A 13,350-nucleotide genomic window follows, 5' to 3' on the forward strand; every position below is an offset into this window, starting at 1 on the left:
ATGGAAAAATTCGAAACCTTCTCCGGTATCGCCGCGCCTATGCCGCTGGTGAATATCGACACCGACATGATCATCCCAAAGGTGTTCTTGAAATCCATCGCCCGCACCGGCTTTGGCGCCAACCTGTTTGATGAGATGCGATTTAACCGTGACGGCACCGAGATCCCTGATTTTGTGCTGAACAAACCGCAGTACCGCAGCGCGCAGATCCTGATTGCTGGTGACAACTTTGGCTGTGGTTCGTCTCGTGAGCACGCCCCTTGGGCGCTGGACGATTTTGGCATCAAGGTGATTGTGTCCACATCCTTTGCCGACATCTTTTTCAACAACAGCTTCAAGAACGGCATGTTGCCGATTGTGCTGCCGCAAGAGCAGGTTGATGTGCTGATGGCGGACGCGGAAAAGGGTGAAAACGCCCGCATGACCGTGGATCTGGAAGCGCAGGAGATCACCACATCAGATGGCGAAGTCATCAAGTTTGAAGTGGATGCCTTCAAAAAGCACTGCCTGCTGAACGGCCTGGATGACATCGGCCTGACCATGGAGAAAGAAGCCTCCATCGACGCCTTTGAAGCCAAAGCGGGTGCCGCGCGCCCTTGGGTGTAAGCACAACAGCTTTTGTGTAGCATTGACCCGCACAATCTGAATGGTTGTGCGGGTTTTTCTTTGGCTCAATTCCCTGCCGCTATTGACGTTCAAACCAGCGAACCAAAGGATTGCCTAGCCTATCGGCGAGCCGTCTTTAGAATTGTAAATCCGAGGCAAACAATGTCCGAACTCAAATGGTATGACGGCCCGAGCTTAGAAAGCGCAAGCAGGGTTGTTGCTTTGGCGGGAAGCTACAGGACAGACTCGTTGCTGACCTCGTATGCACAGTTCCTCGAAACACAAGTGCTTGGGAGCCTCACCGAATTGGAGAAAACGGTCGTTGGCGTTGAGGTTCTACAGAGAGAAGTCAACGCGGGGGGCTTTGACACGTTTTTTGAGCATTTCAGTTCTTTTGCGCCTGCCGCGCGTCAGGGATTGCAGAATATCTCACGACCGGAAGTTCTCCGATTGCTGACGACAGCCGAAACGCTGCACCCGGAAGACTTCGAGAGCTTTGACGCCTTAGATCAAGCCTATTTCGATCTGGGGTTGGATTTGTCAGGCGATTTGCTTTTGTTCATCGTGGCTGAACTTGGCAAGTGAGATCAATCAGCACGAGATTTCTAAGCCAGCGACCGAGCCGAGGGACGAAAGCCAAGCGCCCGCGTTTTGCCGAAGGCAAACCTTTGGATTGACGGGGGCGGTTCGGGCGCTCGCCAAAGCATTGCTTTGGCGTCTTATCGCAATCTAGCCCCGCGTCACTCCGCAGGCACTGCCAGCTGACGATCTGTGCCGCCCATATGTTTGGCGTTGAGCTTCAGCACCAGCCAGATCATCGCCACCTGCAAAGCAATCGCCACAGCGGAAATCAGCAGATAGGCCAGCGAAAATTTGTCGACCAAGCCGCTCGCCACCAGCCCTTTGTTGAGCCAGAAGTGCAGCATCACCGACAGCGCCACGCCCGGGCAAACCAGCGCATAGGAGCCTGCGGATTTCTCCGGTCCGGTGACGAATTTGGACACGTAGCCAAAGCGGCGCAGCACGGTCAGGCCAAGCGCCAGCACGGCAAGTTGCACCATCAATAGGGTTGTCAGCATGGAAAGCGTTTCACCCGCGCCGCCATGCACGTCAAAATGCACATGCAAGCCGTGGTTCTGACGCATCCAGGCAATGGTGATCACGGTGATCAGCGGCACAATCACCAACAACGTTGGCGCGCTTTCGGCTGAGGCGCCGTTTTCCATCATCGCCCGTAGACCGAGGATTACATTGGCCACGGCCAGAAGGATCGCGACCACAATGAAGAAGCTCGACAGGATGAAGGACACGCCCGCCACCAAAGCAGAGCCGCTCATGGCCGCCGGGGCCGCGAGGCCGACGCCCACCATAGCAAAGGCAAAGGCGGGTAGAACCTGGGCAAAGCTGTTGTTTTTGGCGCAGTCAAAGCCGCCGTTGATCAGCACCCGGCCAAAGAAATCGCGCATGATCATCAGCCCGTAGCCACCAATCAGAACAAAGGCGATCATGGCCAAGGGAAAGAGATACTCAACCACGGTCCACAGACCGGGCACAAACACCAATCCCACGATAAAACCGCCGTTCACCACCATCGCCAGCGCAAGCGGGATTGTCATCAGCTGAGTTTCGCCGTTTGACACGCGCAGCGTCTGATAGGCTGGCGAGGCACGAAAGGCCGACAGGTTGCGCAGGTTCCAGATCAACGACTTGACCAAAAGAATAGTCAGCCCGGCAATCCCGGCCATGGCCACCACGATGGCTGCCTGAAGCGGGACGGCGCCGGTGGCAAATGCGACGGTGATGTCTTCAAAGATTGGCACGGGCCGTCCGTGGTGCGGCACCCAGAACATCAAGAACATAAAGAAGGTCACCATCAGGCCGCCGGAGCCCAAGGTGGCTAGAAAATGGAGGGGAGAATAAGGCGCGTCTTCACGCGTGACAGAGGGGGATGACATGGCATTTCCTTTCACATTCTAAAAATAGAATATGATTACATCTTGACGCCACTTTGATCCAAATCAATTCACATTCAGAAACTGGAATTCTTCAAAGTTTGAATTGAGGCATAAATGTGGCGCGCAGTTTTGCCGGTCTGCCGCATTTTCAAACATCCTTGTGGCTGCACCAAATACTCCCACCAGATTTAGTATCACCCTGAAAAAAGGCGCTTTTTTGAGACACTCAATTGATGCATTCGCGCACCAGTCCCGATCTGAGCCCCCCGCTCGCGACCAAAACCCAAACAAAACCTTGAGACTTGCCAGCATCCGATGTCACAATAAGGCATAAATGAGGCACCCCGCTTTCAGAGCGGGATCAAGTTGGAACAAGATCGCACGGCCAAAGAGCCACAAAACGCGACATCCGGTTTGAAGGGACACGAGCTGTGATAGGCAGAATCATTGGCGCGGCAACGCGCGCGGGACTGGTGGCATTGCTGTTTGCCTTGCCAGCGATCATCTTGCCATCGGTGAGCGAAGACGTGGTGCATATTGTGCTGTTGTTTGCGATTTTTGCGTCGCTGTTGGTGTTCATCGAATACGCAAGCACCGCGCCGTCTTTCATCGAATTCCGCCACGCCCCGCCGTTCAACCGGCTGCGGTTTCTGGCGATCTTTTTTACCGTCTTTGCGCTCTCGGTGATTGCCCGTGGCGAAGTGGCACCCAATGCCTTCACCGCCTTTTTGCATGCGCTGGGCATCATAGTGGGCGACGCGATTGATTTCCCCTATTCGCCGGTGCGGTTGATGGTGATCATGCTGCCGGACAACGCGACGCCGGAGCTGATCAAAGAGGTGCGCACCGCGTCTGGACTCAGCTACCTGATCTCTCTGATGACCTTGGCAGTGTTTTATTTCTTTGTGCGCGTGCTGGAATGGCCCGCGCGCAACGGGGCGTTTAACGTCTGGATCAACCTGCCGCTGTTTGACCCAACAGCGGGTGGCGATGTGCTGCCACGGCTGCAACGGGATGGGCGTCTTAACATTGCGTTAGGATTTCTTATGCCATTCTTAATCCCGGCGATCATTCAGATGATGTCGGACCTGATTGATCCCATCTATCTAAGTGATCCGATGACAATGATTTGGACCATCAGCGCATGGGCATTCATTCCCGCCAGCATGATCATGCGCGGCATCGCGATGACCCGCGTCGCCAACATGATCGACGAGAACCGCCGTCGCGCCTACGCCGCGTCGCGTGGCGTACACCCGGTGTCCTCAGCTGCCTGATTGGCTTTCTGTTCTTTGTGAGTTTGGCCCAAGCGGAGACACTCCGCGTGGCGACATATGATGTAGAGCTGGCCCGCAAAGGCCCGGGCCTCATGCTGCGCGACATCACGCGGGACGATCCGCAGGTTGTGGCGATCTCGCAGGTGGTGACACATCTCGCGCCAGATATCCTGTTCCTGCAAGGTGTGGACTATGACGCCGATCTGCTAGGGGCAAAGGCGCTGCGCGATCACTTTGGCAAAGGAGGGTTGGACTATCCGTATGTCTTTGCGCAGCCGCCTAACACCGGCATTCCCACTGAGCTCGACATGAACGGCGACGGGCGATTGCACACACCGGCGGATGCACAGGGCTATGGCAAGTTTCGGGGGGCCGGTGGCATGGTGGTGCTGTCGCGTTGGCCTTTTGGCGAGGCGGTGGATTTCTCGGCGCTGCTGTGGCGGGATCTGCCGGAGGCCACCCTGCTCGAGGTCGATGGCCTGCCGTTCCCATCTGAAAAGGCGCAAGCCGTTCAGCGGTTGTCGTCCAATGGCCATTGGGTTGTGCCGGTGCTGCGTCCGGATGGCCCGGTGACGCTCATGCTCTTTGCCGCGGGGCCGCCGGTGTTTGACGGGCCGGAGGATCAAAACGGGTTGCGCAATTCCGATGAAATTCGGCTGTGGTCTCATCTGATGGACGGCAAACTTGGTCCCGCACCGCAGCCGCCGTTTGTTTTGATGGGGGGGGCGAACCTCGACCTGCATAAAGGCGAAGGGCGGCATGAAGCCATTCAAACCTTGCTCAACGATCCGCGCCTACAAGACCCGCTGTCAAAGGCGGGTCCCACTGTGGATTGGCGCGAGCCGACGCCGGGGGATTTGCGGGTCGATTATGTTTTGCCCAGCGCCGATCTAAAGGTGACCGACGCTGGGGTATTTTGGCCAAGGCCAGATGACCCGGACCACGAGGTGCTATCCCAAAAAGACATCATGGCCAGCCGCCATCATATGGTTTGGGTCGACATCGCCTTCTGAGGCACCGCTGTCTCTGGCAGCGCAGTGGCTAAGGCCCTGTGCAGCTCGGTGGGTTCAAACTCCGGCAGCAGTTCCTCAAACCGCGCGCCGTCTAGGCGATGCGGCGTGTTCCACAGGTAGCGCATCTCCAGCAAATGCGGCGCCAACTTCCACACCGGCGAGGCCAGTTGGATGGCCCACCACGCCATGGATTTGACCTTCAACGTGCGCCCCAGAACCTGCTCCAAAGCCTGCGTCCACGCGTTGCCTGTCTGCGTGTAGCCCGGAAACGGCACGTCCTCAAAACGGTTCAGTTGATCGCGCTTCTCTGCCAGCATCACCGCGGCACGGCAGAGGTCCGGCAAATAGGCCCAAGCATGGTCCACGTCGAGTTTTCCCGGATAGGTCAGCACGCCCCGGCCAATCTTGGGTGTCATGATCATGTCAAACCAATTGCCCGAGGCTTCGGTGTCGATGAAATCCCCGGCCCGCAGAATGATCGTGCGCACCTCGCTAAAGCGATAGGCCCGCTCCATCTCGCGTCGAATTTGGCCAAGAGGGTTTGTCGCTTGATGCGGGGTGGTCACACCCCACGGGCTTGGCGTGTCTTTGCCGTAAACATAGACGTTGCCCGGCACAATCACCGTGGCATCCACCATCTTGGCAGCGGCAATCACCTCGTCGTGCAGCTTTGGCACCTGTGTGGCCCAGTCAAAATATTGCGGGTTCCAGGCGTTCACGATCACCTGCACCCCATGCACCGCCTCGCGCAGCCGGTCTTTGCTGCGATCAAAGCTGCGCACCTCCCATCCCGCCTTGGCAAAAGCCTGCGCGGCGTTGCGTCCAAACCGCCCGTTTGCGCCAAGTATCAAAACCGTCTGTGCCATGATCTGTCTCCTGCTGTCTGGCGTCTTGGAACAAACATGCGGCATACGATGACAGATAGGTATTGGCGAAATTCGCAGCCGTGATATTCATAAATGAATGGAAAAGGCACTCTCAAACCTCGACTGGTCGTTGATCCAGTCCTTTCTGGCCGTGGCGGAAACCGGCTCCCTTTCCGGCGCAGCACGACAGCTTAATGCCTCCCAACCCACCTTGGGCCGCCATATCAAAACGCTCGAAGACACGTTGAAGGTTGAGGTCTTCCACCGCCACGCGCGGGGCTTTGAATTGACGGACACAGGCCAAGCCCTTCTTTTGCCCGCGCAACGCATGGCCGCCGCCATGGCCGACCTTTCGCTGGCCGCGGCGGGTGGAGAAACCGACCTAGCCGGTACTGTGCGCATTTCTTCGTCCGTCTTCATGGCGCATCATGTCATGCCCAACATTCTGGCCGATCTGCGCCAGCAGGAGCCGCAAATTCAGATTGAGCTGGTGCCATCAGATCACTCACAGAACCTGCTGTTCCGCGAGGCCGACGTCGCCGTGCGCATGTACCGCCCCGAGCAGCTCGACATGATCACCAAACATCTCGGTGACATCACGCTCGGCATGTTTGCCGCCGAGAGCTACATCGCCCGCAAAGGCCGCCCATCCGGGGCCGATGATCTGCCCCATCATGACATCGTGGGCTATGACGCCAATGACGACATCATCCGCGAGATGCGGCGCATGGGCATCCCGGCCGACCGGGATTGGTTTCCGGTACGCTGTGACCATCAAACCACCTATTGGGAACTGGTGCGTGCAGGTTGTGGGTTGGGGTTCTGCCAGAGCCACATTGCGCGGCAAACCCCGGGAATCGAAGAGATCAAAATCGACTTTCCAATCCCGCATTTGCCGGTCTGGCTCACCGCCCATGAAAGCCTGCGCCACACCCCGCGCATTTCCCGCGTCTGGAGCATGCTGGAGAGCGCATTAAAGCCCTTTGTTTCTTGATCTTTCACCCGTCACTCGGTAACCCGTAGCGAACCTATTTGATCAAGGACGTACCGCAATGAGCACCCCTTCGCTTCTCATCCTCGCCGGCGACGGCATCGGCCCCGAAGTCATGACCCAAGTCCAGCGCGTCATTGGCTGGTTTGGCGACAAACGTGGCCTGAAATTCGACGTGAGTGAAGACCTTGTTGGCGGTGCAGCTTATGACAAACACGGCGTGCCGCTGCACGACGACACCATGGCGAAAGCCCAAGAAGTAGACGCGGTTCTCCTTGGCGCTGTGGGTGGTCCTAAATACGACGATCTGGACTTTTCGGTGAAGCCAGAGCGTGGCCTGCTGCGCCTGCGCAAAGAGATGGACCTTTACGCCAACCTGCGCCCGGCACAGTGTTTTGACGCGCTGGCGGATTTCTCCTCTCTGAAGACCCACATTGTGTCCGGTCTGGACATCATGATTGTGCGCGAGTTGACCGGTGGCGTCTACTTTGGCGAGCCGCGCGGCATCTTTGAAGAAGGCAACGAGCGTGTGGGCATCAACACCCAGCGCTACACCGAATCCGAGATCGAGCGTGGCGCACGGGCCGCGTTTGAACTGGCGATGAAGCGCGACAAACGTCTGTGCTCCATGGAAAAAGCCAACGTGATGGAAAGCGGCATCCTGTGGCGTGAAGTGGTGAACGAAGTCGCCAAAGACTACCCAGAGGTGGAAGTCTCCCACATGTACGCCGACAACGGCGCGATGCAGCTGGTGCGCGCGCCAAAGCAGTTTGACGTGATCTACACCGACAACCTGTTTGGCGACATCCTGTCCGACTGTGCCGCGATGCTGACCGGCTCGCTGGGCATGTTGCCGTCCGCCTCCCTTGGTGCGCCAATGGAGAACGGCCGCCCCAAAGCGCTGTATGAACCGGTACACGGCTCCGCACCTGACATCGCGGGTCAAGCCAAAGCCAACCCATGTGCCTGTGTGCTCTCCTTTGCGATGGCGCTACGCTACTCCTTTGACGAAGGTGCTGAAGCCGATCGTCTGGAAGCGGCTGTGGAGAAGGTGCTGGCCGACGGCGTGCGCACAGCAGACCTGATGCAGGCCGACGGTGGCACCCCGGTGTCCACCTCTGAAATGGGCGACGCTTTGCTGGCAGCCTTGGATGCCAGCCTGTAGGCACAAGCAACAGCTTACAAAATTGCGAAGGCGTCCTTAGGGGCGCCTTTACCTTTTTGGCAATTTGTTTTCCGCGGGCTTCATCAAGCTGCTACCACTAAGGCAGGCAAGTTTTGGAGGTCGACATGAAGCATGTCCTCGGGGGCGCCCTCACGCTGGTTCTAAGTACCGCCGCAACCGCAGAAACCTTCAAGGCGGACGTCTGGGCTGACAATTGGTTTGCCCTCTATGCCAATGGGTCCCTGGTGGGGCAGGACCGCATTTCCATCGCCACGGAACGCTCGTTTAACGCCGAGAGTTTCTCCTTCCGCGCCGAGCGTCCGTTTATGTTGGCGCTGATGGCCAAAGATTTCAAAGAGAACGACACCGGGTTGGAATACATCGGTACCAACCGCCAGCAAATGGGTGATGGCGGGGTGATCCTGCAGATCAAAGATGCCGCTGGAGACATTGTGACGGTGTCGGACAAAGACTGGCGTTGTAAGGTAATCCATCAGGCGCCGCTCAACAAATCCTGCGCCAAGGAGCGCAACCCGCGCGTGGGCGAAGGGCCCTGTGGCTTTGAGGCGAGCAAGCCGCCACGGGGCTGGACCGCGGAGTATTTTGACGATTCAGATTGGCCTCGGGCGACGGAATACAAGAAGCGTCAGGTGCGCCCCAAAGACGGATACAACGATATCAAATGGGACCGGCAGGCGGAGTTCATCTGGGGGCCGGATCTGGAAACCAACAACACGATGATTTGCCGATTGCTGATCCGCTAGCGCAGCGCCGGGCGCGGGTTGCGTTGACCATGGCTGTAGATGGTTTTCACGCTCCATTCCACCGCACGGCGCATGGTTTTGCCCAAGGCGTCATCAAAGGCCACAACCACATCCGACATCTCATCCGTGGGCGACAGCATCACTTTCTCAAAGGATTTTGAGCCAATGATGTGATCGTCATAGGCGTCGACAATCTTGAGGTTCATGCGCACGTGGATTTCCAGCGCGTTGCTTTCGGTTTCCACCGCCGGAAGGCGCGCCTGAAACTCGCGCAGGTCTGACACAATCAGGAAATCCGGGCGCAGCGCCACCGACGAGCGGCCCACGGCAGCCACCTTGCCGCTGTTTTCAAAGCTTTCGATCAGCAGCGTCTGCACAATCACCGGCGCGCGGTCGACCCAACGCGCCACGGGCAGATATTCAAACTGATAGGGCGTCGGCTGCACCGCGATCTGGTCGGTGTCCACGGCAGCGTGGGCCGTGGGTTCCTCGATCACAATCTGATGGCTCAGACGGGGCAAGCCCGACGAGAAGGTGCTTTTCGGCGTCAGCGTATAGAGATCCGTCGGTGAGGCCGCGCGGTTCAACGTACCCAATCCGCCGCAGCCAGACAGCGCGAGCGCGCCCAGCAATACCTTTGCCCATCCCCATCGTGTCATCGGCTAAACTCCGATCCTTGCGTGCCGAGAAGAAACCGCGCCGGATCGCGTTTGATCCGGGCCACCAACCGGTCGAGATTGCCAACCAGATAGCGGGATTCCTCCACAAATTTAACAGTTTGCGGCAGACCCAGCCGCAGGAATTCCGACACCTGCCGCTCATTGCGCTGCACGATGCCATTCACAGTACCCAGCAAATCAGACGCGGATTGCGAGGCGGCCAGCACCTCATCCGACGCCTTACTGATGTCATCGGAAACGCCTGTGACGGTGCCAGAAACAGCTGCCACCGCGCCGCTGATGTCGGTCATAATCTGATCCACATCCTCATCGAGGATCTGGTTCACCCCACTAAAGGTGTCGCCCGCTGTGGCCAGTGTGGCGTCGGCGGTTTCCATCGCCTGATAGATTGCCTCCAAGGTACGGTTGGAGCGCTCAAACGTATCGATGGCCGTCGTCAACGCGTCACTGGCCTGTGGCGACAACGTCGCCAATTGGCCGGTCGCATCCACCGCCAATGTGTCGATGCTGGCAATCATGGTGTTGGCGGCCTGCGCGGCTTCAGAGATGTTTTCCACCACCTCTGGCAGGCGCTCGTCCACGGTCACGCGGATGGCATCCAAGGCGCTGCGCGCGCTGGCGGCGGCTTCACGGGCATCTTCGACCATGTCCGTTGCACCGCCACGCACCAGCGTGTTCACCGCATCCGCCGTGTCATCTAGCGAGCGCAGCATTTCGTCCGACAGCTCCAAAGCCTCGTTGAAGTTCGCGAGCGTGCCTCGCGCCTCAACCAACCGCGCCGTGGCGGTTTCCAGCATCACCGCACCTTGATCTGTAATCTCCGCCACGCCGGTTTCAATCGCCACCAGCGTTTCGTTGGTTTGATCAATCAAGGGCGAAACTTTGGTGGTCGCGATGTCGCGTACCGTGGTCAGCGCCGCCGTGGCCTCATCCGCCAACGGTTGCAGGTCCGTGTTCATGACGGTGGTCGCCGTATCCGAGGCCACCCGCACCGAGTTGAGCGTGTCTGTCGCCGCGTTGGTGGCGGTTTCAAAGGCCGATATGGCGGTCTGGGTCTGTTCGACACGGGCCTGTACGCTGGTGCCGACCTCCTCATACCGTGCCATCAAGCTTGATGCATCGGTGCCAACCTGCGCGATCTGGGTTTCCATCACCGCCGCCGTGTCCTGCACCTGCTGCACCAAGGCGGGCAGGCGTTCGTCGATCAGAGCCTGCGCCGATTGCATCGCGGAAATTGCCGACGGCTCCAGCACCTCCACCACATTCTCCAGCGCCGCTGCCGCATCTGCGCCACGCTGGATGAAGTCTTTGAGGTCTTCTTTCATCAAGCCATCTGCCGTAGCAAAGGCGCTCTCGGCATTTTCCAGCGTGCCCTTGGTACGCTCGGCGGCTTCCTTGATCGAGCCCAGCGCACCGGTTGCCTCAACCAAAGTCACTTCTGCGGTATCCGACAAAGCCTCCAGCCGTGTGGTGAAAGCCGCAATTTCGCGTGCCGCGCTGCCGACATCTTCAGACAATTCTTCGAACTCGGCCAAAGTGCGATCCAACCGGCCTGAGGCGCTGGCCAAATTGCCCAACAGCTCATTCACCGCAGCGGTGTTTTCTTCGCTGACCACACCTTGCAGGTTTTCCAGAAGGCCAATCGCCTTTTCCATCAACTGCGGCGCGCCTTCGACCACAGATTGCAGCGCGCTCTTTTCTGTGGTGATTTCGCCATATTGCGGCAAGGCCGCCGCCTCAAGTGTGCCACCAGAAAGCGCCACAAAGCTCACGCCGGTCACGCCCTGTCCCTGCAGTTTGGCAATTGTATCGGTTTTTACCGGCGTATCAGCCCCCACCTCGATGCGCACCCGCACCAGCGAGGGGTTCTCCTCATCCAGCTCCAGCATCACAACCTGCCCCACCGGCAGGCCGTTGTAGCGCACACTGCCCGCCATCCCGAGACCGCCGACGTTCTCAAACAGCACGTCGTAATAGGCGTATTGCTTTTCCAGATCGATCTTGGCGAGCCAGAGCACAAACAGGAACGAGCCGATCAGGCCGACCAGCGCGAACACCCCAATCAGGAGGTAGTTTGCCCGTGTCTCCATGCCTTAAGTGCCCCCAGTCCCGTTGCCCGTGCCTTTGACCTGCGCGGCCCGCGCACGTGGGCCGGTGAAATACTCCTGCACCCACGGATGGTCGACATCCGTCATTGTTTCTATTGGACCTTCTACCAGAACACGCTTCTCGGCAAGCACCGCAATGCGATCACAAATCGCATAGAGGCTGTCCAGATCATGGGTGACCATAAAGACGGTGATGCCCAGACTGCGCTGCAACTCGCCAATCAGGTCGTCATAGGCCGCCGCCCCGACGGGATCGAGACCCGCCGTCGGCTCATCCAAAAACACAATCTGCGGGTCGAGTGCCAAGGCGCGTGCGAGAGCCGCCCGTTTGCGCATCCCACCCGACAACTCGCTGGGCAATTTGTCACAAGCCAACTGCGGCAGGCCCACCAGACCGATCTTGAGCGCACCTAGTTCCTTCATCAAGTTGGTCGACAGCTTCAGATGCTCGCGCATCGGTGCCATCACGTTCTGCAAAACCGTGAGCGAGGAGAACAACGCCCCGTCCTGAAAGGCCACGCCCCAGCGGGTTTCAACCTTGCGCCGTTCCTCCTCAGGCGCGGTGAGCACATTGGTGCCCAGCACCTCAATTGTGCCCGCCGCCGGTTTGTTCAGGCCCACAATGGTGCGCAAAAGCACCGATTTGCCGGTCCCGGACCCGCCTACGATGCCCAGTACTTCGCCGCGCCAGACATCCAGATCGAGATTGTCATGCACCACTTGTGGCCCAAACTGATTGCGCAGCCCGCGGACCTTGATGATGGCGTCACGCTCTGGGGTATCACTCATGTTCACACCCCCAACTGCGCAAAAAAGATCGAGAACAGCGCATCCAGCGCAATCACAAGAAAGATACCCTGCACCACACTGGAAGTTGTGCGTTGGCCCACGCTGGTGGAACTGCCTTTCACCTGGAAGGCTTGCCAACAGGCCACCACACCAATCACCAGCGCAAAGAACGGCGCTTTGACCATGCCGACCAGCAGGTGTTTGACCGCGATGTTGTCATGCAGGCGGGTGAGGAACATGCCCGGGTTCACATCCAGACTGACCCAGCTCATCAGCGCGCCTCCAAAGAGGCCAAACAGGTTGGCAACGAAGCCCAAAAGCGGCAACATAATCAACAGCGCCAGCACCCGTGGCACCACCAGCACCCGCACCGGATCAAGGCCCAAGGTTTGCATGGCGTCGATTTCTTGCTGCACCTTCATCGAACCAACAGAGGCAGTGAAAGCCGAGCCAGAGCGCCCGGCGACGATGATCGCGGTCAGCAGGATACCAAGCTCCCGTAGCACCGAAATGCCAATCAGTTCGACCACAAAGACCTCTGCGCCAAACTGCTGCAACTGACTTGCGCCCTGAAAGCCCAGCACCACGCCGATCAGAAAGCCCATCAGCGCCACAATCGGCACCGCGTTTAAGCCGACGTCTTGCATATGCGTGACCAAACTGGCCCAGCGGACTTTGTGCGGACGCACTACCACATCCGCCAACCCTGCCAGTGTTTGTCCGAGAAAACTTACCAGTGACAGCGCGTCGCCCCATCCGGACACCAGCTTGCGGCCAATATCGGCCACCCATTGCCAGCGTCCGTGTTCCGGCAGCTCATGGGGGGTCTCTTCCGGTGTGGCGGTGGCCACGGTCTCGATCAATGCAAGATGATCCGCAGCACCAGTGATCTGCACTTCGGCGCCCTGTGCCTGCAATCGCGTGCGAAGTTGAGAGACCAGCCACGCGCCCCCTGTGTCAAATGCAGTGAGCGCGGAGAGGTCTATGTCGACGTGCGTCTCAGTTGGCGCAGCCTGTGCAAAAGGCACTTCCATGTCGGCGAGAAACTCGGTTAGCAAAGCGCCGGACAGACGGACTATGCCACGTCCGTCGTGAGCCGCGACCTGCAGGTCTGGCGCCGCCAAAGCGCTCATGCG

Annotated in this window: 13 protein-coding genes; 7 read left to right on the plus strand and 6 right to left on the minus strand. The window is 58.6% G+C overall.

Going from position 1 to position 13,350, the window contains the following annotated elements; translation table 11 throughout:
- Both leuD and JXR15_RS02705 read left to right on the plus strand, forming a co-directional pair.
- Positions 1-606 (plus strand): 3-isopropylmalate dehydratase small subunit, encoded by a 606-nt coding sequence (gene leuD, locus JXR15_RS02700; RefSeq protein WP_422051696.1) that lies wholly within the window; start codon positions 1-3, stop codon positions 604-606.
- Between the two features lie 162 nt (positions 607-768).
- Complete coding sequence (locus JXR15_RS02705; RefSeq protein WP_422051697.1) at positions 769-1,191, plus strand: DMP19 family protein; 423 nt, start codon at positions 769-771, stop codon at positions 1,189-1,191.
- A gap of 155 nt (positions 1,192-1,346) precedes the next feature.
- Here JXR15_RS02705 and JXR15_RS02710 read toward each other — a convergent pair whose 3' ends face one another.
- Positions 1,347-2,561 (minus strand): TsoY family (seleno)protein, encoded by a 1,215-nt coding sequence (locus JXR15_RS02710; protein WP_422051698.1) that lies wholly within the window; start codon positions 2,559-2,561, stop codon positions 1,347-1,349.
- A 431-nt stretch (positions 2,562-2,992) separates the two neighbouring features.
- Here JXR15_RS02710 and JXR15_RS02715 point away from each other — a divergent pair, with 431 nt between their 5' ends.
- Together JXR15_RS02715 and JXR15_RS02720 are read left to right on the plus strand one after the other, a co-directional pair.
- Entirely contained in the window at positions 2,993-3,838 is an 846-nt protein-coding gene (locus tag JXR15_RS02715) for a hypothetical protein (protein WP_422051699.1), read from the plus strand.
- A gap of 47 nt (positions 3,839-3,885) precedes the next feature.
- Positions 3,886-4,851: an endonuclease/exonuclease/phosphatase family protein gene (locus JXR15_RS02720; protein WP_422051700.1), complete on the plus strand. Its 966-nt coding sequence runs from the start codon at positions 3,886-3,888 to the stop codon at positions 4,849-4,851.
- Here the strand turns inward: JXR15_RS02720 and JXR15_RS02725 are convergent.
- Positions 4,821-5,717: an epimerase gene (locus JXR15_RS02725; RefSeq protein WP_422051701.1), complete on the minus strand. Its 897-nt coding sequence runs from the start codon at positions 5,715-5,717 to the stop codon at positions 4,821-4,823. The genes JXR15_RS02720 and JXR15_RS02725 overlap by 31 nt on opposite strands.
- 97 nt (positions 5,718-5,814) lie before the next feature.
- On the opposite strand from JXR15_RS02725, the gene JXR15_RS02730 reads away from it, so the two are divergent.
- The 3 genes from JXR15_RS02730 (at position 5,815) to JXR15_RS02740 (ending at position 8,637) form a co-directional block, all read left to right on the plus strand.
- Entirely contained in the window at positions 5,815-6,711 is an 897-nt protein-coding gene (locus JXR15_RS02730) for a LysR family transcriptional regulator (RefSeq protein WP_422051702.1), read from the plus strand.
- A 58-nt stretch (positions 6,712-6,769) separates the two neighbouring features.
- The gene (gene leuB, locus JXR15_RS02735) at positions 6,770-7,873 is read left to right on the plus strand and encodes a 3-isopropylmalate dehydrogenase (RefSeq protein ID WP_422051703.1); all 1,104 of its coding nucleotides are present in this window, start codon (positions 6,770-6,772) and stop codon (positions 7,871-7,873) included.
- A 125-nt stretch (positions 7,874-7,998) separates the two neighbouring features.
- Complete coding sequence (locus JXR15_RS02740; protein ID WP_422051704.1) at positions 7,999-8,637, plus strand: PEBP family protein; 639 nt, start codon at positions 7,999-8,001, stop codon at positions 8,635-8,637.
- On the opposite strand, the gene JXR15_RS02745 is transcribed toward JXR15_RS02740, so the two are convergent.
- Genes JXR15_RS02745 through JXR15_RS02760 form a run of 4 tightly spaced genes read right to left on the minus strand, consistent with a single transcriptional unit; the run spans position 8,634 to position 13,347 of the window.
- On the minus strand, positions 8,634-9,296 hold the full coding sequence (locus JXR15_RS02745; protein WP_422051705.1) for an ABC-type transport auxiliary lipoprotein family protein: 663 nt from the start codon (positions 9,294-9,296) through the stop codon (positions 8,634-8,636). The genes JXR15_RS02740 and JXR15_RS02745 overlap by 4 nt on opposite strands.
- Entirely contained in the window at positions 9,293-11,407 is a 2,115-nt protein-coding gene (locus tag JXR15_RS02750; protein ID WP_422051706.1) for an MlaD family protein, read from the minus strand. The genes JXR15_RS02745 and JXR15_RS02750 overlap by 4 nt, the downstream gene beginning before the upstream one ends.
- A gap of 3 nt (positions 11,408-11,410) precedes the next feature.
- Positions 11,411-12,214, minus strand: coding sequence for an ABC transporter ATP-binding protein (locus JXR15_RS02755; protein WP_422051707.1), 804 nt, complete (start codon positions 12,212-12,214; stop codon positions 11,411-11,413).
- 2 nt (positions 12,215-12,216) lie between these two features.
- The gene (locus JXR15_RS02760) at positions 12,217-13,347 is read right to left on the minus strand and encodes an ABC transporter permease (protein WP_422051708.1); all 1,131 of its coding nucleotides are present in this window, start codon (positions 13,345-13,347) and stop codon (positions 12,217-12,219) included.
- Between the last annotated feature and the right edge of the window lie 3 nt (positions 13,348-13,350).

The sequence above is a fragment of the Shimia sp. genome (genome assembly GCF_049116215.1).
Lineage (GTDB): Bacteria > Pseudomonadota > Alphaproteobacteria > Rhodobacterales > Rhodobacteraceae > Shimia.